15 protein-coding genes are annotated in these 22,318 nt (G+C 71.4%); 5 read left to right on the forward strand and 10 right to left on the reverse strand.

What is annotated here, in order from left to right:
• Nucleotides 1-2: 2 nt before the first annotated feature.
• The 3 genes from accB to DK427_RS02580 all read right to left on the reverse strand — a co-directional run bounded on the left by accB (nucleotide 3) and on the right by DK427_RS02580 (nucleotide 1,928).
• Nucleotides 3-473, reverse strand: coding sequence for an acetyl-CoA carboxylase biotin carboxyl carrier protein (gene accB, locus DK427_RS02570; protein ID WP_109949896.1), 471 nt, complete (start codon nucleotides 471-473; stop codon nucleotides 3-5).
• Between the two features lie 14 nt (nucleotides 474-487).
• Nucleotides 488-958 (reverse strand): type II 3-dehydroquinate dehydratase, encoded by a 471-nt coding sequence (gene aroQ, locus DK427_RS02575; protein ID WP_109949897.1) that lies wholly within the window; start codon nucleotides 956-958, stop codon nucleotides 488-490.
• A gap of 169 nt (nucleotides 959-1,127) precedes the next feature.
• Nucleotides 1,128-1,928, reverse strand: a complete 801-nt coding sequence (locus tag DK427_RS02580; RefSeq protein WP_109949898.1) for a DsbA family protein — start codon at nucleotides 1,926-1,928, stop codon at nucleotides 1,128-1,130.
• Between the two features lie 204 nt (nucleotides 1,929-2,132).
• On the opposite strand from DK427_RS02580, the gene DK427_RS02585 reads away from it, so the two are divergent.
• A complete protein-coding gene (locus DK427_RS02585) occupies nucleotides 2,133-3,287 on the forward strand; it encodes a pyridoxal phosphate-dependent aminotransferase (RefSeq protein WP_109949899.1) in 1,155 nt (384 codons plus the stop codon).
• Between the two features lie 75 nt (nucleotides 3,288-3,362).
• Here DK427_RS02585 and DK427_RS02590 read toward each other — a convergent pair whose 3' ends face one another.
• The 3 genes from DK427_RS02590 to scpA all read right to left on the reverse strand — a co-directional run bounded on the left by DK427_RS02590 (nucleotide 3,363) and on the right by scpA (nucleotide 10,769).
• Nucleotides 3,363-4,604, reverse strand: coding sequence for a methyl-accepting chemotaxis protein (locus tag DK427_RS02590; RefSeq protein ID WP_109949900.1), 1,242 nt, complete (start codon nucleotides 4,602-4,604; stop codon nucleotides 3,363-3,365).
• 252 nt (nucleotides 4,605-4,856) lie between these two features.
• A complete protein-coding gene (locus DK427_RS02595; protein ID WP_109949901.1) occupies nucleotides 4,857-7,889 on the reverse strand; it encodes an Rne/Rng family ribonuclease in 3,033 nt (1,010 codons plus the stop codon).
• A 717-nt stretch (nucleotides 7,890-8,606) separates the two neighbouring features.
• Nucleotides 8,607-10,769 (reverse strand): methylmalonyl-CoA mutase, encoded by a 2,163-nt coding sequence (scpA, locus tag DK427_RS02600; protein ID WP_109949902.1) that lies wholly within the window; start codon nucleotides 10,767-10,769, stop codon nucleotides 8,607-8,609.
• A gap of 241 nt (nucleotides 10,770-11,010) precedes the next feature.
• Here scpA and DK427_RS02605 point away from each other — a divergent pair, with 241 nt between their 5' ends.
• Complete coding sequence (locus tag DK427_RS02605; protein ID WP_109949903.1) at nucleotides 11,011-12,636, forward strand: alpha-D-glucose phosphate-specific phosphoglucomutase; 1,626 nt, start codon at nucleotides 11,011-11,013, stop codon at nucleotides 12,634-12,636.
• A gap of 57 nt (nucleotides 12,637-12,693) precedes the next feature.
• Here DK427_RS02605 and DK427_RS02610 read toward each other — a convergent pair whose 3' ends face one another.
• Nucleotides 12,694-14,082 (reverse strand): HD-GYP domain-containing protein, encoded by a 1,389-nt coding sequence (locus DK427_RS02610; RefSeq protein WP_109953951.1) that lies wholly within the window; start codon nucleotides 14,080-14,082, stop codon nucleotides 12,694-12,696.
• A 208-nt stretch (nucleotides 14,083-14,290) separates the two neighbouring features.
• Between DK427_RS02610 and DK427_RS02615 the strand changes: the two genes are divergently transcribed.
• Together DK427_RS02615 and DK427_RS02620 are read left to right on the forward strand one after the other, a co-directional pair.
• Nucleotides 14,291-16,636 (forward strand): Orn/Lys/Arg family decarboxylase, encoded by a 2,346-nt coding sequence (locus DK427_RS02615; RefSeq protein WP_109949904.1) that lies wholly within the window; start codon nucleotides 14,291-14,293, stop codon nucleotides 16,634-16,636.
• The gene (locus tag DK427_RS02620; RefSeq protein ID WP_109949905.1) at nucleotides 16,636-17,262 is read left to right on the forward strand and encodes a GNAT family N-acetyltransferase; all 627 of its coding nucleotides are present in this window, start codon (nucleotides 16,636-16,638) and stop codon (nucleotides 17,260-17,262) included. The genes DK427_RS02615 and DK427_RS02620 overlap by 1 nt, the downstream gene beginning before the upstream one ends.
• Nucleotides 17,263-17,278: 16 nt before the next feature.
• Here the strand turns inward: DK427_RS02620 and DK427_RS02625 are convergent, their stop codons facing one another.
• Genes DK427_RS02625 through DK427_RS02635 form a run of 3 tightly spaced genes read right to left on the reverse strand, consistent with a single transcriptional unit; the run spans nucleotide 17,279 to nucleotide 22,090 of the window.
• A complete protein-coding gene (locus DK427_RS02625) occupies nucleotides 17,279-18,550 on the reverse strand; it encodes a UDP-phosphate alpha N-acetylglucosaminyltransferase (protein WP_109949906.1) in 1,272 nt (423 codons plus the stop codon).
• Nucleotides 18,547-20,517 (reverse strand): GumC family protein, encoded by a 1,971-nt coding sequence (locus DK427_RS02630; protein WP_162559641.1) that lies wholly within the window; start codon nucleotides 20,515-20,517, stop codon nucleotides 18,547-18,549. The genes DK427_RS02625 and DK427_RS02630 overlap by 4 nt, the downstream gene beginning before the upstream one ends.
• A gap of 40 nt (nucleotides 20,518-20,557) precedes the next feature.
• Nucleotides 20,558-22,090: an acyltransferase family protein gene (locus DK427_RS02635; RefSeq protein WP_109949908.1), complete on the reverse strand. Its 1,533-nt coding sequence runs from the start codon at nucleotides 22,088-22,090 to the stop codon at nucleotides 20,558-20,560.
• On the opposite strand from DK427_RS02635, the gene DK427_RS02640 reads away from it, so the two are divergent.
• On the forward strand, nucleotides 22,062-22,316 hold the full coding sequence (locus DK427_RS02640) for an acyl carrier protein (RefSeq protein WP_109953952.1): 255 nt from the start codon (nucleotides 22,062-22,064) through the stop codon (nucleotides 22,314-22,316). The two genes, DK427_RS02635 and DK427_RS02640, sit on opposite strands and share 29 nt — an antisense overlap.
• Nucleotides 22,317-22,318 lie beyond the last annotated feature (2 nt).

Here is a 22,318-nt window from a genome sequence, read left to right on the forward strand (position 1 = left end):
GCCTACTCGATCGCCAGCAGCGGTTCGCCGAACTCGACGGGTTGGCCGTCCTCGACGAAGATCGCGCTGACCGTGCCGGCGCGCGGGGCGACGATCTCGTTGAAGGTCTTCATCGCCTCGATGAGCAGAACCTTCTCGCCGGCCTCGACCTTCGATCCGACCTCGACGAAGGGCTTGGCATCCGGCGAGGGCCGGCGATAGGCGGTGCCGACCATCGGCGAGGGCACGGCGCCCGGATGCGCCCGGGGCGAGGCCGGAGCGGGAGCGGCCGCCGGCGCGCTCGGGGCGGCGACGGGCGCGAGCGCGGCCACCGGGGCGGGGGCGGCCACCTGCACGCTCACCGGCTCCGGGCGGCGCACGACGCGGATGCGGAGATCCCCCTTCTCCACCTCGATCTCGGAGAGGCCGGTCTCGGTGACGAGGTTGGCCAGCTCGCGCACGAGGTCGGGATCGATGGGTTCGTGCTTGGGCATCGGGGCGGGGTCTTTCACGGCGATGTCGGTTGAGTCGGAGTGCCGCTCCGGGCGGCCATCAGGCGTGCCAGCGCGTCGAGGCCGAGGCCGTAGCTCATCGGGCCGAAGCCGCAGATCACGCCCGCGCAGACGGGAGCGATGAAGGAGTGGTGGCGAAACGCCTCGCGGGCGTGGACGTTCGAGAGGTGGATCTCGATCGCGAGCGCGCCGCTGCCGCTGATCGCGTCGCGCAGCGCCACGGAGGTGTGGGTGTAGGCGGCGGCGTTGATCAGCACGCCCGCGCCCGCGAGCCCCGCCTCCTGCACGAAGCCGACGAGTTCGCCCTCGTGGTTCGTCTGCCGGAAGGTCAGGTCCACGCTCAGGCGTGCCGCCTGAGCGCGCAGGTCGCGCTCGATGTCGGCCAGCGTCGCGGTGCCGTAGATGCCGGGCTCGCGGCGACCGAGGAGGTTGAGGTTCGGCCCGTTGAGGACGTGAATCGGGATCATGGAACCGTCGGGTGCCCGGCGCCGGGCGGCGGGCCGCTCTTAGACGATGGTTCGCGGGCGCCACAAGGGCGCGCCGCGCTGGACGATGGTTCGCAGGCGCCACAAGGGCGCGCCGCGCTGGACGAGGCCGCGCGGGTGCCGCGAATGGCGGCCCGCGCGCGCGGTCAGCTCAGCAGGAGGCGTGGCCGCACTGGCGCACGTCCGCGATCGTCTTGCGGATCGGGTCGACGCCGACCGCGCCCGGGATGATCTCCTCGCCGATGATGAAGGCCGGCGTGCCGGAGAGGCCGAGCTTGTCGCCGAGGCCGCGGTTCTCGGCGAGCGCCGCCTTCACCTCCGGCCCGGCCGCGTCCTTCTGGATGCGGGCGACGTCGAGGCCCATCTCCTTGGCGACCTGGAGCGCGCGGGCGCCGTTCACCCGGCCCTTCGACTCCAGGAGCTTCTGGTGGAACTCGAACAGCTTGTCGCCCTTGACCTGCTGCTTGACCGCGAGCGCGATCTGGCTGGCCTCCAGCGATTCGGGCCCGAGCACCGGGAAATCCTTGATCACGACGCGCAGCTTCGGGTCGGTCTTGATCAGGGTCTGGATGTCGCCGAGCGCCTTGCGGCAGTAGCCGCAATTGTAGTCGAAGAACTCCACTACGGTGACGTCGCCGCTCGGGTTGCCGGCGACCACGTCGTGCGGACCGTTGAGGAGCGCGTCCTTCGATTCCTTGAGGGCGGCGGACTGGGCGAGGCGCTGCGTCTCCATCTGGCGGCGCTCGCCCTCGGCGATCGCCTCCTGCAGCACGTCGGGGTTCTTGATCAGGTACTCCTTCACGATCGACTCGATCGCCTGACGCTGCTGGTCGCTGAAGACCGGCGCGGCGGAGGCGGCGGGCTCCTGGGCCAGGGCGGGCCGGATCAGGGCGGGCGCCGCGCCGAGCACGAGGGTCAGGGCCAGGATCGAGACGGAACGGGAGAAGGGCATACGTCCTCGCTGCGCGCGGGCTATCGGCCGGGCCTGCCGGCGGAACCGCGATTCAGGTAGGGGCCCGGTTAGGCCTTTTCACGGCGCGCGGTCAAATTGCGCGTCGCGGGCCCGGACCGTCCGGCCGCCCCGCGGCGCACCGTCCCTTGCCTGGGAGCGTAAACTCGGTCCTTTGGCGCCCTCAACCCGTGGACGAAGACAGCCATGCTCCTTCCCTCCCGCCGCGTCGCGGCGGTCGCCCCCTTCCTCGCGATGGACGTGATGACGGCAGCCGCCGCCCGCGAGCGGGCCGGCGGCAGCGTGGTGCACATGGAGGTCGGCCAGCCCTCCGCCCCCGCGCCAAAGGCCGTGATCGCGGCGGCGCAGGCCGCCCTGGCGCTGGGTCGGGTGCCCTACACCGAGGCGCTCGGCCTGCCGGCGCTGCGCGAGCGCATCGCCCGGGACTACCGGGACCGCTACGGCGTCGCGGTGGCGCCGGAGCGCGTCGTGATCACGACCGGCTCCTCGGCGGGCTTCATCCTGGCCTTCATGAGCCTGTTCGACGCGGGCGCCCGGGTCGGCGTGCCGCAGCCTGGCTACCCGGCCTATCGCAGCATCCTGGCAGCCCTCGACCTCGTGGCGACGCCGATGGTGCTGCGGGCCGAGGACCGCTTCGCCCCGACCGCGGCGCTCCTGCGCGAGGTCCACGCGCGAGCGGGGCTCGCGGGCGTGCTGGTGATGAGCCCGGCCAACCCCTCCGGTACCGTGATCGCGCCGGACGCGCTGCGCGACCTCTGCGCCGCGGCCCGCGACCTCAGCCTGCCCTTCATCTCCGACGAGATCTATCACGGCCTCGGCTACGGCCTGCCGAGCGCGACCGCGCTGCAGTTCGACCCCGACGCGGTCGTGATCAACTCGTTCTCGAAGTACCACTGCATGACCGGCTGGCGCATCGGCTGGATGGTGGTGCCCGACAGCCTCGTGCGGCCGATCGAGCGGCTCGCGCAGAACCTCTACATCTCGGCCCCCTACCTGTCGCAGGTGGGCGCGCTCGCGGCCTTCGAGGCGGGGGAGGAGCTCGACGCGGTGCGCGACGGCTACGCCCGCAACCGGGCGATCCTGCTCGACGCCTTCCCGGGCCTCGGGCTCGGACGGGCGCACCCGGCGGACGGGGCCTTCTACCTCTACGCCGACGTCTCCGACCTCACGGACGACGCGGCGGCGTTCTGCAGCCGCATGCTGGCGGAGGCCGGCGTCGCGGCGACCCCGGGCCTCGACTTCGACCCGGCGGAGGGCGCGCACCACGTGCGCTTCTCCTTCGCCGGGTCGGAGGCGGATTGCCGCGAGGCGGTGCGGCGCCTGCGCGGCTGGCTCGGCTGAGCCGATGAGGGTCGAGGCTCGGGGCGCTGCCCTGAGACCCCGTCGAAGGACTGCCGGCCTTCGAAATCCCGCGTCTCAGGCGGCCTGCGCGAAGGCTGCCTCGGCCGCCCTCACGGCCTCGGCTACGCAGGCCTCGAAAGCCTGGAAAGCTCCCGCCGCCTCGCCCCAGGAGGCCGCTCGGATGTGGGCCGCCATGGCCTCGGCCTTGGAGCCGGCCTCGGTGAGGGCCGTGCGGATCGCGGTCGGCATCTCCGGGTCCGGCCTGACCGCGAGCGACGCAGCCTCTCCCACCGGCACCAATCCGACGAGGCAGGAGGCGAGCCGGCGGCGCCAGGCGGCGCAGTCGGCGGGCAGCCGGCCGAGCCGCACGAGCCGCGCGTCGCCCGGCTGGCGGTCGAGCAGCGAGCGGCTCATCCCCTCCAGGGCGTCGAGGCGACCGATGGCATCGCCGATCTCGCGGCGGGACTTCTCGGTACCCGCGGCGATGTTGCCGACATTGGCGGCGATCTCGCCCGTGGCGGTGATCTGCTGCTCCATGATCCCGACCATGGCGCGCATCTCGGAGGCGGCTGCAGCCACCGCCGCGCTCTCGCTCTCGACGCGGGCGTTGACCCGAGTCATCACCTCGGAACCCGCGGTCACCGCGGCGCGGCTGTGCTCGACCGCGTCGTGCATCGCCGACAATTCACCCTGCAGCGCGGTGAGGCGGGCCCGGATCTCGTCGGTGGCCTTCGCGGTCTGGGCCGAGAGCGCCTTGACCTCGCCGGCCACCACCGCGAAGCCGCGCCCCGCCTCGCCGGCGCGGGCCGCCTCGATCGTGGCGTTCAGCGCCAACAGGTTGGTCTGGGCCGAGATCGCCGCGATGGCGCTCGCCATCTCCTCGATCCGGCGTGCGGCCGCCGCGAAGCCATCGAGGCAGCCACCGATCTCGGTGGAGCGCGCCTCGATCACCTGCATCCGCTCGGCCGCGAGCCGCATGTCGGCGGCGCACGCGCTGATGCCGACCCGGGCTCGCTCTGCGGTCTCGGCCGATGTCTGCGAGCGGGCGGCGACCTCGCTCGTGGTGGCGGCAAGTTCCTCGCCAGCCGCGGCGATCAGCCGGGCCTGCTCGGAGATCTGCGCGGAGTCGTGGGTGATCCAGCCGATCGAGGTGCCGGCCTCCGAAGCGGCGGCCGAGAGGCTGGCCTGAAGCCGCAGCATCGTGGCGTCGAGCGCGGGCGGTTCAGGCGGCACGGGGACCTCGACCACCGCGGGCGCGGTGTCGAGCACGGCCGGCGGCAGCTCCGCAGGACGGTTTCCGCGGAACAGTGCGAACATGGCGGGGCCCTCTCAGATCATCGTACAGGAGGGCATCTTCCCGCAAGGCTCTCAACTGTCAGTTAAAGCCGTAGGACGACCGTACAAGGAGTTAGGCTGCCCCGCACTGGGAACTGGAAAAACGACACGTTCAGGTTGTGCAATCGGATAGTCAAAAAGACGTGAGGCGGAGCCGGACAAGCCGGTCTCCGCCTCGGGCGGACGGTGATGTCCGCGATTCCGGAGAATGTCGGGCCTGTCGGCCCGAGCACCTCACTCCCCGCTGAGGGCCGCCTTGGTGCGCGACCACCAGCCGGCGCGCTTCGGCCGGTCGGGATCAGTCGGCGCAGTGAGCACTACGGCGACCGGCTCCGGCGGCGGGGCGGTCTCGGCCTTCGGCGCAGGCTCCGGCTCCGCCGCGGCGATCTCCGCCCGCGGCTCGGGCGAGGCGGCCGAGACCGGCAGCTCGACCGCAGCGTCCAGGGCGGCGGGTGCGGAAGCCTCGACCGTCTCGGCCAGGATCTCGGCGCTCACCGGCTCCTCCGGCGACAGGGCAGCGACGGCGTCGGCGCCCGCCTCGGCCTCGTCGCCCTCGGACGCGTCGGCCTCGCCCGAGGCGGCCTCGCGGACGCGGCCCTCCGAGCGTCCGCGCCCACCGCGGCGACCGCGGCGGCGGCGGCGGCGGCCCTCCCCGTCCTCGGCCTGCTCGGCCGCGGCGGCCTCGTCGGACGCTCCCTCCTCGGCCTCGGCGGTCTCGGCAGCCCCGACCGTTTCGCTCTCGTCCTCCGCTTCCTCGGCGCCCTCGTCCTCGGCGGCGTGGCGGCCCTCGTCGCCCGCCTCCCCGTTCGATTCGCCGTTCTCCTGGCGCCCGCCGCGGCGGCGCCGGCGGCGACGGCGACGGCGGCCCTCGCCGTCCTCGCGGGCCTCGGCGCGACCCTCGCCCTGGCTTTCGCCCTCCTGGGCCTCGTCCTCCGTCTCGGCTTCCTCGACGAGATCCTCCTCTTCGATCTCCTCGTCGATCTCCATGGCGGGCGAGACCGCGACCGCGCGTACGCCGGTCACCGGCCCTTCCGCCCGCTGCGCGGGCTCGCCGCGGTCGAGCTGGTAGGGCGCGGCGGCGGCCAGCCGCTCGTCGGCCGCGACCGTGATGGTCACGCCGAAGCGGACCTCGAGCTCGCGCAGGTGCGCCCGCTTCTGGTTGAGGATGTAGAGCGCCACCTCGGTGCGGGTGCGCAGCACGAGGTTGTGCGTGGCCGACTTGAGCAACGCCTCCTCAAGGGAGCGCAGGATGTGCAGGGCGACCGAGGCGGTCGCCCGCACGAAGCCCGAACCGCCGCAATGCGCGCAGGGGATCGAGGAGGATTCGAGCACGCCCGTGCGGATGCGCTGGCGGCTCATCTCCAGAAGGCCGAAGGGCGAGATCCGGCCGACCTGGATGCGGGCGCGGTCGTTCTTCAGGCACTCGTTGAGCTTCTTCTCGACCGCGCGGTTGTTGCGCTTCTCCTCCATGTCGATGAAGTCGATGACGATGAGGCCGGCGAGATCGCGCAGGCGCAGCTGCCGGGCGACCTCCTCGGCGGCCTCGAGGTTCGTCTTGAGCGCGGTGTCCTCGATGTCGTGCTCGCGGGTGGCGCGCCCTGAGTTCACGTCGATCGAGACCAGCGCCTCGGTCGGATTGATCACGAGGTAGCCGCCCGACTTCAGCGAGACGTGCGTGGAGAACATCGCGTCGAGCTGCTGCTCGATGCCGTAGCGGGCGAAGATCGGCGTCGTGTCGCGGTAGGGCTTTACCACCTTCGACTGGCCGGGCATCAGCATGCGCATGAAGTCCCGGGCCTCGTGGTAGGCCTCGTCGCCCGCCACCAGAACCTCGTCGAGGTCCTTGTTGTAGAGGTCGCGGATGGCGCGCTTGATCAGCGAGCCCTCCTCGTAGACCAGCGCCGGGGCCATCGAGGTGAGCGTCAGCTCGCGCACCGATTCCCAGAGCCGCATCAGGTACTCGAAGTCGCGCTTGATCTCGGGCTGGGTGCGTGAGGCGCCTGCCGTGCGTAGGATGACGCCCATCCCCTCCGGCACGTCGAGGTCGGAGACGACCTCCTTCAGGCGCTTGCGGTCGGCTGCCGAGGTGATCTTGCGCGAGATGCCGCCGCCTCGGCCGGTATTGGGCATCAGCACCGAGTAGCGGCCGGCGAGCGACAGGTAGGTGGTCAGCGCCGCGCCCTTGGTGCCGCGCTCCTCCTTGACGACCTGCACCAGGATGATCTGGCGGCGCTTGATCACCTCCTGGATCTTGTAGTGCCGGCGCGGGGCGCGCGGACGGTCCGGGATCTCGGCCAGCGCGTCGCCGTTGCCGCCGACCTGGGCGACCCGCGGCTCGGCGTCGGGATCCTCCTCGTCGCCCTCCTCGTGATCGTCCTCGTCCGACTCGTCCTCGTCGTCCTGATCCTCGTCCTCCTCGTCGGACTCCTCGTCCTCGTCGTGGTCCTCGTCCTCCTCGTCCTCCTCCGCGTCGGGCTCCTCCTCCGCCTCGGCGGGGGCTTCCACGACGGTCAGGGCCTCGGCGACGGCAGTGCGGACCTCGGCATCCGGGCCGGGGGCGGGCTCGCCGCTGACGGTGGCGGGCGCGGCCTCCGCCTCGACGGCGGTCTCGACGGCCGCGGCGCGCTCGGCCGCTTCGCCAGCGGCCTCGGCGGTGACGGCCTCGACCGGGGGCTCGGCGACGGGCGCGACCGCGCCCGCATCAGCGGCCGGCGCGGCCTCGACGGTCTCGCCCTCGGGCGTCTCGGCACTCGCGATGGCGGCGTCGGGCAGGTCCGCAGAGGCGTCGCCGCCGATCACCGGCACGGCCTCGTCCGCGGGGGCGACGTCCGACACGGCCTCGTCGATGGCCGGCGCACCCGTCTCCTCGGCGCTCACGGTGGCGTCGGCCTCGCTGCGGCGGGCCGAGGCGCGGCGCCCGCGCGAGCGGCGGGACGACGAGCGGCGGCGCTCCTCGCGCTCGCGGTGCTCCTCGGCGTCGCGGGCCTCCTCCTCGAGGAGCGCCTGCCGGTCGGCGAGCGGAATCTGGTAGTAGTCGGGATGGATCTCGTTGAAGGCGAGGAAGCCGTGGCGGTTGCCGCCGTACTCCACGAAGGCGGCCTGGAGCGAGGGCTCCACGCGCGTCACCTTGGCGAGGTAGATGTTGCCGCGCAGCTGGCGCCGGTTGGCGGCTTCGAAGTCGAACTCCTCGACCCTAGACCCGTGGACCGTGACGACCCGGGTCTCCTCCGGGTGCATCGCGTCGATGAGCATCTTGTTGTTGGCCATGACGAACTTTCGACATGGCGGCCGACGTCGCTCTCCTGAGCCCGAATCCCGGTGGAGCCGCCCCCGGCCGCGAGGCCGTGGGGCGCGCTCGTACCGGCCTCGTCGCCGAGGCCGCGGGGTCTGAACGGAAGGGATTGGCGCCAACCGCCGAGCGGCACGCATGCGCGTGCCTGGGGTTGAACCTGGCCGGAGGGAGGGACGAACCGGCGCCACGCGAGGCATGCGCGCCTGCGGCACAAGCAACGGCAACCGATGCTGTGCGTCCGTCCATCCTTTCCCCGACCTCGCGAAGACATCTCGACCGGTTCGGGCCGGCCGTGAATCCGAAAAAAACCGTGCGCCGGAGACCGACGCTTGAGCCGACACCCCCCGGCCTGACTGAGATTCCGACGGCCGCCGCGGAGAACCGACGGCGAGGACGCGACCGAAGCGTGTATGAGTTCGGCACGCCCGCGGGCCGCGAACGCGACCGGCGGGACCGGGAAGGGGTCGTTATCATTACAGATCGTCGCAGGGATTTGGCAAGGGCCGCCGGAGGCATGGCTAAAGCTTGAGCTTGGCCCAAGGAAGGCGCGGGACGCCGCGCAAACCCCGCTGGGTGCGCTTACGGCTGCCGAATGCTCCCCCCTCTCCGCGGGGGAGGGGGAACGCGACGCGTGTTCAGTCCCGCCGTGCGACCATGATCTCGCGGAGGGCAGGTTCGCGCGAGCGCCGCCCCTACTCCGCCGCCGCCCGCGCCCCGTAGCCGAGCCGCCCGTTCAGCTCCTCGATCAGCTTCACGGCGGCCTCCGCGATGACAGTGCCGGGCGGGAAGATCGCCGAGGCGCCCGCCGCGTAGAGCGCGTCGTAGTCGCCCGGCGGGATCACGCCGCCGACAACGATCATCACGTCGTCGCGGCCCGCTTCGGCCAGCGCCGCCCGCAATTCCGGCACCAGCGTCAGGTGGCCGGCCGCGAGCGAGGAGACGCCCACGATGTGCACGTCGTTCTCCACCGCCTGCCGCGCGGCCTCCGCGGGCGTGGCGAAGAGCGGTCCGATATCCACGTCGAAGCCGAGATCCGCGAAAGCGGACGCGATCACCTTCTGGCCGCGGTCGTGCCCGTCCTGGCCCATCTTGGCCACCAGGATGCGGGGGCGGCGCCCGTCGTTCTCCTCGAAGGCCTCGACGAGGCCGCGCACCTTCTCGACCACAGGCGACATGCCGCCGACCTCCCGCTTGTAGACGCCCGAGATCGAGCGGATCTCGGCCCGGTGCCGGCCCCAGGCCCGCTCCAGCGCCTCGGAGATCTCGCCGACCGTAGCCTTGGCCCGCGCGGCGTTGACCGCCAGTTCGAGCAGGTTGCCAGCCCCGTCCGCCGCCTGCGTCAGGGCGGCGAGCGCCGCGTCCACGTCGGCCTGGTTGCGCTCGGCCCGCAGGCGCTTGAGCTTGTCGATCTGGAGCGTGCGCACGTTGCCGTTGTCGACGCGCAAGAGCTCGATCTTCATCTCGTCGTCGGGCTTGAACTTGTTGATGCCCACGATGGTCTGCCGGCCCGAATCGATCCGGGCCTGGGCGCGGGCGGCCGCCTCCTCGATCCGGAGCTTCGGGATGCCGGCCTCGATCGCCTTGGCCATGCCGCCGAGCGATTCGACCTCGCGGATATGCTCCCAGGCGCGGGCCACGATGTCGGCGGTGAGCCGCTCGACGTAGTACGAGCCGCCCCACGGATCGACGATGCGGGTGGTGCCGCTCTCCTGCTGCAGGAAGAGCTGGGTGTTGCGCGCGATCCGGGCCGAGAAGTCGGTCGGCAGGGCCAGCGCCTCGTCGAGCGCGTTGGTGTGGAGCGACTGCGTGCCCCCCTGCGTCGCAGCCATCGCCTCGATGGCGGTGCGGGTGACGTTGTTGAACACGTCCTGCGCGGTGAGCGACCAGCCGGACGTCTGCGAATGGGTGCGCAAGGGGAGCGACTTGTCGGATCTCGGCTCGAACTCCTTGACGAGCTTCGCCCAGATCAGGCGCGCGGCCCGCATCTTGGCGATCTCCATGAAGAAGTTCGTCGAAATCGCCCAGAAGAAGGACAGGCGCGGGGCGAACTGGTCGATGGTCAGGCCCGCGGCGAGCCCCGCCTTGATGTACTCGACGCCGTCGGCCAAGGTGTAGGCAAGTTCGAGGTCGTTCGTAGCCCCGGCCTCCTGCATATGATAGCCGGAGATCGAGATCGAGTTGAACTTCGGCATGTTGGCCGAGGTGTAGGCGAAGATGTCCGAGATGATCCGCATCGATCCCTTGGGGGGATAGATGTAGGTGTTGCGGACCATGAACTCCTTGAGGATGTCGTTCTGGATGGTGCCGGCGAGCTTCGAGGGCGGCACGCCCTGCTCCTCGGCCGCCACGATGTAGAGGGCGAGAACGGGCAGCACCGCGCCGTTCATCGTCATCGAGACGGTCATCTCGTCGAGCGGGATCCCCGAGAACAGGGTCCGCATGTCGTAGATCGAGTCGATCGCGACGCCCGCCATGCCGACATCGCCCGAGACGCGCGGATGGTCCGAATCGTAGCCGCGGTGTGTGGCCAGATCGAAGGCGACCGAGAGGCCCTTCTGCCCGGCCGCGAGGTTGCGCCGGTAGAAGGCGTTCGAATCCTCGGCCGTGGAGAAGCCCGCGTACTGCCGGATCGTCCAGGGCTGGGTGACGTACATGGTCGGGTAGGGCCCGCGCAGGTACGGCGCGAGGCCCGGATAGGTGTGCAGGAATTCCAAGCCCTCGCGGTCGGCGGGCCCGTAGGCCGGCTTCACCGGGATGCCCTCCGGGCTCATCCAGGCCTCGCCGGCGGCGGGCGGCGGGACCGGCAGCGGATCGCCCGAGAACGGGACCTCGGCGAAGTTCGGGATGCGGGACATCGTGCAGGACTCGGGCGAGGGGCAGGCGTCAGCCCCGTTCGGGGCGGTTTGACGTGCATTATAAGGACGGTTCGGGTGCGGGCTACTCCCCGTCCGGCGGAGGCCGCATGACTGGCGCCGTTCGGCTGTCGCCCGGATCCATTGAAACGGGCCGGTGTCGCCCTACTCGTTACGGCCGAGGTTCGCGCCCGGCCGTGGTGCGCCTTCACGACGACGCGTCCCGCAGGAAGAGCCGAGCCCGATGGCCCTCAAGACCGTTCCGACCCAACCCTTCCCGGACCAGAAGCCCGGCACCTCGGGCCTGCGCAAGAAGGTGCCGGTCTTCCGGCAGCCGAACTACGTCGAGAACTTCGTCCAGGCGATCTTCGACACGATCGCAGACAAGGACGGCCAGACCCTGGTGATCGGCGGCGACGGACGCTTCCTCAACCGGGAGGTGGTGCAGACCGCGATCAAGATCGCGGCGGCCAACGGCTTCGGGCGGGTGCTGGTGGGTCAGGGAGGCCTGCTCTCGACGCCGGCCGCCTCCTGCGTGATCCGGAAACACGGGGCGATCGGCGGCCTCGTGCTCTCGGCGAGCCACAATCCGGGCGGGCCGGAGGGCGATTTCGGCATCAAGTTCAACACGAAGAACGGCGGACCGGCCCCCGAGAGCGTCACCGCGGCGATCTTCGAGCGGGCGAAGGCAATCACCGAATATCGCATCGCCGACGTGCCCGAACTCGATCTCGACCAGCTCGGCGACGTCACGGTCGAGGGGATGAGCGTCACGGTGATCGATCCGGTCGCCGACTACGCGGCGCTGATGCGCGAGCTCGTCGATTTCGAGGCGATCCGGGCTCTGTTCGCGGGCGGCTTCCGCATGCGCTTCGACGCGATGAGCGCGGTCACCGGCCCTTACGCGAAGGCGATCCTGGAGGGGGAGCTGGGGGCGGCCCCCGGCACCGTGGTGAACGCCGTGCCGCAGGAGGATTTCGGCGGGCACCATCCGGACCCGAACCCGGTCCACGCGCGTGAGCTGTTCGACCTGATGCATGGGGCAGACGCCCCCGATTTCGGCGCGGCCTCGGACGGCGACGGCGACCGCAACATGATCGTGGCGCCCGGCCTCTTCGTGACGCCGAGCGACAGCCTCGCGATCCTGGCCGCCCACGCCCACCGGGCGCCGGGCTACGCGGGCGGGCTCGCCGGCATCGCCCGCTCGATGCCGACGAGCCGCGCCGCCGACCGGGTCGCGGCCAAGCTCGGGATCAAGGCCTACGAGACGCCGACCGGCTGGAAATTCTTCGGCAACCTCTTGGACGCCGGGCTGATCACGCTGTGCGGCGAGGAGAGCGCCGGCACCGGCTCGAACCACGTGCGCGAGAAGGACGGGCTCTGGGCGGTGCTGCTCTGGCTCGACATCCTGGCGGACACGGGCGAGCAGGCGGACGCGATCGTGCGCGCGCACTGGGCGGATTTCGGGCGCGACTACTACACCCGGCACGATTACGAGGAGATCGAGAGCGCGGCCGCCGAGCGGCTGATGCAGGGCCTGCGCGACAGGCTCGGCACCCTGCCGGGGCAGAGCTTCGCCGGCCTCACGATCGCGAGCGCCGACGACTTCCGCTACGTCGACCCGGTCGACGGCTCGGTGACCGAGCGGCAGGGCATCCGCATCGGGTTCGCCGAGGATGCGCGGGTGGTCTACCGCCTGTCGGGCACCGGCACCGCCGGGGCGACGCTGCGGGTCTATATCGAGCGCTACGACCGCGACACGCACGATGCCGACCCGGCGACGGTGCTCGCCCCGGTTGTCGAGGCCGCCCGCGCGATCGCGCAGATCGCCGAGATCACCGGCCGGAGCGAGCCGAGCGTGGTGACCTGAGGCGGATTCGGGCCCGAACCGTTCTTCCCCTCCGTAGCCGAGGGGAAGCGATGCGGCTCACGCCGCCGCCCGCATCTGCGGCAATCCCGCCTCCAGGCCGGCGATCGCCCGCTCCAGCGCGGCGAAGCAGTCCGGGTCGAAGGCGGTGCCGACATCGCTTCGCATGATGGCGAGAGCCTTCTCCACCGGCATTGCCTTGCGGTAGGGCCGGTCGGCGGTGAGCGCGTCGAACACGTCGGCCACCGAGACGATGCGGGTCTCAGGCGCGATCTCCTCGCCCTTGAGACCTCGCGGATAGCCCTTGCCGTCGAGTCGCTCGTGATGGCCGCCGCCGATCAGCGCGATCTCGTGGAAGGCCGACACCCGCGCCAGGATGGTCTCGGACAGGACCGCGTGGTTGCGCATGTCCTGCCATTCCGCGTCGTCGAGCTTGCCGTTCTTGTCGAGGATCGCGTTCGAGACGCCGAGCTTGCCGATGTCGTGCAGCAGGGCGGCGCGGCGCAGCCAGCGCCGCCGCTCGGGGGCGTAGCCGAGTTCGGCCGCCACCAGGTCGGCATAGACCGCGACCCGCTCCGAATGGCCCGAGGTGAAGGGACTCTTGGCGTCGATGATCTGCGCGAAGGCGCGGGCGATGTCGTCGAGATAATCCTCGTCCACCGCGATCGGGCTGCGCGGCGCCAGCGCGAAGACGGCCGCCTCCACGTCCGGGGAGGCCAGCGTCTCCCAGAAGCCCGGCTCGGCGGCGGCCGCCTCGAAACAGGCCACCACCTGCGGGTCGAACCACGTGCCGGCGCGTGCCCGCACCTCGGCGACGGCCGCCGCGCGGCCGGCCGCGGTGTGGAACACGTCGACCACCTGGGCGAGGAGCGCCACCCGGGCGTAGAGCGGGATGGCGGGCCCGGCGAGCCGGTCGGGCCGGCCGCCGCCGTTCCAGTGCTCGTCGAGGGCGTGGATGGCGCCGCAGACGGCGGGCGGGAAGCGCAGGGCCCGGGCGATCTCGGCACCGCGCTGGCAGCGGGTCTGGATCAGGTCGTCGACGATCGCGCCGCCGTTCTGCAGGATGTTGAGCACTGCCCGGAAGCGCTCGGCGAGGCCCGCCTTCAGGCCCGTATGCGAGAAGACGAAGCCCAGCACCTTCGGCAGGCTGTCGCTCACCGTCTTGAAGTCGCGCTTGAAGCTGAGGTCGTCCGACAGGTACAGCTCGCAGATGCGTGCGGCGTTGCTGGAGCAGCCGAGGTCCTTCAGCATCACCGTGTGGTAGAGTTCCCAGAGCTGCAGCTCCGGCAGGCCCATCTGCCGGCCGATCTGGAAGCCGATCCAGGTCGCCCGCACGCAGTGCCCTGCGGGCTGCCCCTCGGTCAGGTCGAGGGCGTGGCTCAGCGCGCCGAGCAGTTCCGAGAACTGGACCGTCCCGGTCCCCGCCTCGCCGTCCGTCACCACCCGCATCATCGCCGTGCCCCGCCCTGTCCCTTGCGGACCTTCGTCCTCGGGGCCTGACCAAAGCGTTGCGGCGCGCGGGACCGATGCGCCGGATGGTCAACGGAGACTTGCGGCGCGCGGCCTGTCATCCCGCTGTCATCTCCGCGCCCGAAAGCCTGCCGAGTCCGGGCGGGGCCCTATCTCCCCGCCGACGCCGACCGACAGGAGCCCGCCCATGGACTTCCACCGCCGCTTCACCGTGCTGATGTGCACGCCGACCTTCGATCCGGGCGATCTGGAGGGCGCGCGGGTCGATCAGATCGTGGCGGCGGTCGAGCAGCGCGGCTTCGAGGTGGTGCGGGCCCGCCGCGTCGAGGACGCGGCCATCGCCGTGCAGACCGACGCCGCGGTCGGCTGCCTCGTGGTGGACTGGGGCAAGCGCGGCCTCGACGGCAAGGCCGCCGCCCTCATCGACATGATGCGCAAGCGCGGCCTGGAGATGCCGATCGTCATCATGGTCCGGCGCAAGCGGCTCGAAGACATACCCGTAGAGCTCCTGGACTTCATCGACGGCTACATCTTCCTGGCCGAAGAGACGCCGGAATTCATCGCCCGCGGCCTCGTCAGCCGCGTGACCCAGTACGCCGAGACCCTGAAGACGCCGTTCTTCGGCGCGCTGGTCGACTACGCCGAGAAGGGCAACCAGCTCTGGACCTGCCCGGGCCACAACGGCGGCATCTTCTACAACCGCTCGCCGATCGGCCGCATCTTCGTCGAGCATCTGGGCGAGGCGATCTTTCGCGACGACCTCGACAATTCGGTGCTCGATCTCGGCGACCTCCTTACCCACGAGGGTCCGGCCCTGAAGGCCCAGAAGGAGGCCGCCCAGATCTTCGGCGCGGAGAAGACCTACTTCGTCCTCAACGGCACCTCGGCCTCGAACAAGATCGTGCTGTCCTCGCTGGTGGCCGAGGGCGACCTCGTGCTGTTCGACCGCAACAACCACAAGGCGGCCCATCACGGGGCGCTCTTCCTCGGCGGCGGCATCCCGATCTTCCTGGAGACGGACCGGAATGCGTACGGGCTGATCGGGCCGATCTACCACGAGGCGCTCGACGAGACGCGCATCCGCGAGAAGATCCGGAACAACCCGCTGGTGAAGGACCGCGACGCGTGGCGCAAGGAACGCCCGTTCCGCGTCGCGGTAATCGAGCAGTGCACCTACGACGGCACGATCTACGACGCGCAGGAGATCCTGGAGCGGATCGGCCACCTCTGCGACTACATCCTGTTCGACGAGGCCTGGGCGGGCTTCATGAAGTTCCACCCGCTCTTCCAGCGCCGCTTCGCCATGGGGTTGACCGGGCTCGACGAGACCGCGCCTGGCATCATCGCCACGCAATCGACCCACAAGCAGCTCGCGAGCTTCAGCCAGGCCTCGCAGATCCACACGAAGGACGGACATATCCGCGGGCAGACCCGGCGCGTCGAGCATCGGCGGCTCAACGAGAGCTTCCTGGTTCACGCCTCGACCTCGCCGTTCTATCCCCTGTTCGCCTCGCTCGACGTCGGCGCCCAGATGATGAAGGGGCGCTCCGGCATGATCCTCTGGGACGACACGATCCGACTCGGGATCGAGTGGCGGAAAAAAGCCCGCGCCATTCGCAAGGAGTTCGAGGAGAACGAGCGCGATCCCCTGAAGCGCTGGTTCTTCGACCCCTTCGTGCCGGACGTGACGAAGACCGCCGACGGGGCCGAGGTGCCCTGGGAGAGCGTGCCGACGGACGAGCTGGCCTCCAACCCGCGCCACTGGGAGCTGACGCCCGGCGCGCGCTGGCACGGCTTCACCCATGTGGCGCCGGGCTACGCCATCACCGACCCGAACAAGCTCACCGTGCTCACCCCGGGCTTCGACCGGCAGACGGGCGCCTACGCCGACCACGGCGTGCCGGCCCCGATCGTGGCGCAGTACCTGCGCGAGAACCGGATCGTGCCGGAGAAGAACGACCTGAACTCGCTGCTCTTCCTGCTGACGCCGGGGGTCGAATCGTCCAAGGCCGGCACGCTGATCTCGGGACTCGTCGCCTTCAAGCGCCTGCACGACGACAACGCGCCGCTCGAGGAAGCCATGCCGGAATTCGTCCGGCGCCGGCCCGCCCGCTACGCCGGGGTGCGCCTGCGCGACCTCTGCGCCGACTACCACGCGTTCCACCGGGAGGCGAACACCTCCGCCCTCCAGCGCAAGCAGTTCGCGCCCGAGCACCTGCCCGAGATGGTGATGGCCCCGAAGGACGCGGCCCAGATGCTCACCCGCAACCACGTCGACTTCGTGCCGATCGCCGAGGCCGAGGGGCGTGTGGCCACCACCTTGCTTCTGGTCTACCCGCCCGGGATCGGCACGGTGCTGCCGGGCGAGCGGATCGATGAGCGCGCCAAGCCCATGCTCGACTATTTCAAGATGTTCGAGGCGGCCTCCAACCTGTTCCCGGGCTTCGAGGCCGAGATCCAGGGGGTCTACCGCCAGCACGAGCCGGACGGGCGGATCCGCTTCTACACCTACGTGCTGCGCGAGGGCCGCTGATGGAGGCCGACGCCCCGGTCGCAACCCATCCGGGCATCGTCATCCGCCCGTCCTCGGACTCGGACGTGTCGGCGATGATCGCGATCTACGAGCACCACATCCGCCGGGGCGTCGGCGACACGGGCGATTTCGAGGAGGAGCGCCTGCTGCCCGACGACCTGAAGCGCCGCCGCAAGACCATGCGCAAGAAGCGCCTGCCCCATCTCGTGGCCGAGCGCGACGGGCAGGTAGCGGGCTACGCCTACGCGGTGCCGTTCCGCAAGCGGCCGGCCTACCGCTTCACGCTGAAGCACTCGATCTACGTCCACCCGGACCACCTGCACGCCGGGATCGGCCGGCGCCTGCTGCCGGCGCTGATCGAGGCCTGTGCGGCGGGCGGCTACCGGCAGATCATCGGCTACATCGACGCGAAGAACGAGGCCTCGTTGCGCCTGCACGAGGCCTGCGGCTTTGCCCGGGTCGGCTACCTCGCCGGCGTCGGCTACAAATACGGTCGCTGGAGCGACAGCGTGATGGTCCAGTGCCCGCTGGGCACCGGCTCCGCCGACCAGCCGGCGGCCTGGCGCCGGCCGGAGCCCGCGCCCGTCGAGACCCTGGTGGCGGCCCACGACTGGCAAGGCGAGTAGAGCGGATCCCGTCCAGCTACGGGGAGATCCCGAGAGGGCCGGACCGCGCGAGGGCGCCCACGTAGGGTCCCCGCGCGTAGGGGTCCGACCTCGGCGCTGCCTCTGCGGCGAGGCCCCGACCGGCGCCGTCGGCCGCGCCCAGCATGAACCAGAGCAGGGCCCCGGTCTTGATCGAGAAGGGCGAGTCGCTGATCACGAGGAGCAGGCAGATATAGGTGGCGCCGGCGCAGCGCAGCCGCCACGCATCCGCGCTGCCGGCCGGCATCAGCACGAAGAGCAGCCACGCCGCCAGCCCACCGACGAGCCCGATCTGGAGCAGCACGTAGGCGTAGCCCGCATCCGAGACGAAGACCTTCTCGGCGCTCGTGCCGAGCACGCCCTCGACGGGCAGGGAGGTGATGATCTCGGCCGCCACCAGCAGGCGCCCGACGAAGTTGTTGCTCCGGTCCGACGCCGTGTTCTCGAAGCCGCAGACCGCGAGCGCCAACAGGATCGTGCAGGGCAGCGCGAACCAGAGCAGGCGCGGCAGCCGGTGGGCCGCCAGCAGCGCGGCGGCGATCGCCACGCAGACGACGGCGCCGAAGCGCGCATCCGCCAGGATGATGGTGAGCGCCGCGCAGGCGAAGAGCCAGCCGCGCCCCCGCATCCCCGGCCGGTAGAGCCCCCAGGCGAACAGGATCGCGCCGAAATTGCCCGCCGAGACCGGTTCGAGGAAGACCGAGGAGACCCGGTGCGGCCCCAGGAAGGGCAGGATCGTGCGCGCGTCCGGCCGCACGCCGCTCGCGAAGAGCGATCCGGTGAGGCCGTTCATCTCCGCGGCCGACATGCTGCCGCGGGCGATGTAGTAGCGCACGATGTTGAACATCTGCTCGTAGACCGGCAGCGCCGCGTACTCGAACAGCCCCATCGCCACCACGACGAGGCCCGCCGCCAGGGCCGCGCGGTCGGCGTCGCGGATGTCGGGCGCGCGCAGGCCGAGATTGTAGAAGGCGACCGGGATCAAGAGGTCGCGGATCATCTTCGGGTCGGTCGAGCCCCTCAGCACGAGGATCAGGATCGCGTAGGCGGCCAGGATCGCGAGCACCAGCCAGGGCCCGGCGCGCCCGTCGAGCGCGAAGGCGAGGGCGAGCATCACGATGCAGGCCTCGGCGCCCGCGACCGTGCCGCCGGTCACCGCCAGGCCCATCGTGTTGAGGAAGCAGAGCCCGGCATTGAACAGGAGCGCGCCCATCAGCGCGCAGTGGGCCGCGCGGGACTGGTAGGGCGCGCGGCCGTCCGCGGCGATCACGCCGGCCTCACGGCCACGGCAGCGCCCCGCGGCACCGCGCGGCGCACCGGCCGCGACGGCTGGACCGCGACGAGACCGATGAGGCCGCCATGCCGGAAGCCGCCGGGCCCGTCCAGAATCTCGATCAGCCGGGCCAGCCGGGCGCGCGTGGTCCGTCCCGGGGCGACCACGAGGACGATCGCGTCCGAGGTCTCGGGGATCGCGAGCCAGCTCTCGCCGTCGGTGAGGTCCCGCTCCGTCACCACCAGCTCGGTGCGCGCGGCGGGGGAGTGCCGGGAGACGGCGCGGCGCGGCGCGGCGCGGCCGGCCCCCGGCTCGGTGAGGGCGCGCTGCGGGCGCAGGGTGCCCGGCACGAGGATCGCCGGCTCGCCGAGCCGGATCAGCAGCTCGGTGAGGACGTGGGCCGTGCGCAGCCGCTCCGCGCCGAGCCCTTCCGAGGCCACCGTGATGGTGGCGCCGGGCCAGGCGGCGAGGCGGTCGCGCAGCTCGCGGGCCGCGGCGACGAGCGCCTGATCGGCGTCGGCGCGGCCCGCGCGGGGCAGCCGCGCCCAGACCGGAACGCCGGAGGCCGCGAGGGAGGCGGCGGTCGCGAAGGTCCCGCGCCAGCGGTCGAACAGGTAGGCAGCCGCGAGGCCGAGCACAGCACCCAGCAGGGCGCCGGCCGCCGCCACGATCGGCATCGGCGTGTCGGAGGGCTTCAGCGGGGGCACGGCCCGGGAGACGATCTGCGAGTTGTTCGGGTTGATCACCTCCTGTTGCTCGAGGTCCTTGCTGCGGCCGAGCACGAGGTTGTAGGTGCGCCGGATCGCCTCGGCCTCGCTCTCCAGCTGGCGCAGGCGGATCCCCTCCTCGTTGCTGCTGGTCTGCGAGGTGACCAGCGCCTCGGCGCGGCGGCGCAGGAGCCTCAAACCCTCCTCGCCGCGGCGCACGTCCTCGTCGATGGTGCGGCGGATGCGGTCGGCCTCGGACGCGATCAGCCGCACGGTCGCGGCACGCTGGGCCGCGAGCGCGAGCATCTGGGGATGGTTCTGGCCGAGGCTGCGCGAGAGCTGGGCGATCTCCTGGGTGCTCTGGGCGTGCTGCGCGCGCAGCGAGATCATCACCGCGGAGGCGCCCGCCTCCGGCGTCGCGGGCGGCCCGTCGGCCGCCGCCCAGGCCCTGGCCTTCTCGCGCCGGCCCGACAGCCGCGCGAGCTCCGCCTCCGCCGTGGTGATCTGTCCATAGAGGTCGCGCAATTGCTGCGAGACCAGCAGGCCGGACTCGCCCGAGCCGATCAGCCCCTTGTCGGCCCGGTAGCGCTCCACCGCGAGGTCGGCCCGGTCGAGCTGCCCGCGCAGGTCGTTGAGCTGGCTCAGCAGGGTCTCGTTGGCGCGCCGGACCGCGGCGAGCCGGTCGCCGGCCGCGACGTCGAAATAGGCGGCCGCCACGGCGTTGGCGATCTCGGCGGCCCGGCGCGGTTCCGGGTAGATCGCGGAGAGCTGGAAGATCAGCGAGGTCTCCACGCGCCGCACGATGAGCCGCTTGCGCAGGGCCTCGAGCGCGAAGCCCGCCCGGTCGATGCCCGGCTTGGCCCCGCGGGTGAGGACCGGGTCGTCGGCGAGGTCCAGGCGGGCGACCACGCGCTCCAGCACCTTGGCGGAGAGCAGGATCAGCGACTGGCTCTCCAGGTTGGCGAAGTCGAGCTGCGCCGGCGTGTCGGTCCGCGACAAGCCGCGTCCCACGATCTGCAGGGCCTGCGGGTCGATCAGGATCTCGACGCTCGCCCGGTAGCTCGGCGTCTGCCGCAGGACGAAGAGACCGCCGAGGCAGCCCGCGATGAGGGCGCCCGCCACGATCCAGAGCCAGCCCCGTCGGGCCGAGCCCCACAGGTCCGCGAGGGTGCCCTCGGCCCGGCCGCCCGCAGGATCGCCCGCGAGGTGGCGACCCGAGATCGATCCGGCCGGCGGCAAGACCCGCACCTGCTCCACGATGTGACTCCGGCCGACGCAACACTGCCCGGCCCCAGAATTACTGTCCGATTGGTGACCAATCCCCGCAGGCCGGCCGGTGCGGAGGCTTCTCAATCTGAGACACGGGCTGAGACATGGGCTGAGACGCGGGCATCCCGAGCCCGGGGGCGGCCGGCGTCCGGGCGAAGGCCCATCGGTCGAGCGCCCTGAACCAGGCGAGCGCCGGCCGCTCGATCAGCCAGTAGCTCGGCCCGGCCAGGAGGACGCTGACGCCGACGAGCGCGAGGGCGGCCGAGAGGTTCAGGAGCGGCGCGCCGAGATCGATGCCGCCGCCCTCCGCACCGGGGGTCGGAGCCCCCGCGCCCGGCACCGCGTAGTGCAGGCCGGTGCGGAACAGCTGGAGCACCGGGAAGTGCAGCAGGTAGATCGAGAAAGACCAGCGGCCGAGCGCCTGCGGCACCGCGCCCTGGGCCGCCGCCGAGACGGGGCCGCGCCCGTGCGAGAACAAGGCGATGACCGCGCCGAAGACGAGGGGCGCGCCGTAGGCCCATCCCCCCGGCGGCACGAGGGCGGCGACGGCGAGGAGAAGCGCGAGGGCGGCGGCCTCGACCCATCCCGCCCAGGCTTCCGGGAGGCGCAGGGCATCCCGCAGGCCGTAGGCGAGGCAGCCAACGAAGAGGTCGGACAGGCAGCGCAGGATGCCCCAGTCCTGGATCGCGAACAGGGTTCCGGGGCTCGCCGCGTGGAGCGCGAGGGCAGAGAGCAGGGCGAGCACCGCGAAGGTGCGGTGGGCTCGGGGCCCGACCAGCATCACGGTGCCGGCGAGCACCAGCGAGGCGTAGAACTCCACCGCGATGCTCCAGGCGGGAACGTTCCAGCTGAATTCGCCGAAGGTGAGGAAGTCCTGCAGGAACAGGAGATGGGTGAGCACCTCGATCGGCCGGTGCGCCTCGCCGAAGGGCGGCGTGACCACGGGCATGCCCGGATGGCCGGCGAGATAGAGGAGGCGCGCCGCCTCGATCGCGACCAAGAGCCCGAGCGTGGCGGCGTGCAGCGGCCATAGGCGCCCGAACCGGACCAGCGCGAAGCGCAAACCTTGCCGCCACAAGCCTCGCCGCCGCAGATCTTGGCGCGAGCCCGCCAACCGCTCTCCGTAGGCGTGGAGCAGGACGAAGCCCGATAGCACGAAGAAGACGTCGACGCAGAACTGCACATTGTCGAAGTGCGGCACCGCCCGCAGCGGGTGCGCGAAGGGCATGTGGAAGAAGGCAACCATCAGAGCACAGACGCCCCGCAGGGCGTCGAGCGTTTCGAAACGGGACGTCCCGTCCGCTCCCTGACCCCCATCCTGTCCCATCGTCGCGCATTCCCGTCCAGCGGTGAGAGCGGCGCGCTCCCGGCCGCCCTCCGGAGCAGGACCGAGACCGTAACGAGGCGTGAATCGGCGGCCCGCTCCCAGCCTCAGGCCGGTTGATTTCCGATTTACCACCGCTCCGGAACGAGTTTGACTTTCAACGCGCCTGGAATTTACCGTATATCCGGCAAATTCACGGGGATTGGTGATGGTTTCGCTGGAAGAGATTCGTAACATTCTTGCCCGGAACGAGGCCCTCGCCCCGGTCGCCGGCCAGATCGCGGAGGACGAGAACCTGTTCGACAAGGGCCTCGACTCCTTCGGCTCGGTGCAGCTCATGCTGGCGCTGGAGGAGCACTTCGACGTCGAGTTCCCGGATCACCTGCTCAGCCGCAAGTCGTTCTCGACGATCCGCAGCATCCGCGAGACCGTCTCGAGCCTGGTCCAGGCGGAAGCTGCCTGACC

The organism is Methylobacterium radiodurans, assembly GCF_003173735.1.
In the GTDB taxonomy this organism is placed as follows: domain Bacteria; phylum Pseudomonadota; class Alphaproteobacteria; order Rhizobiales; family Beijerinckiaceae; genus Methylobacterium; species Methylobacterium radiodurans.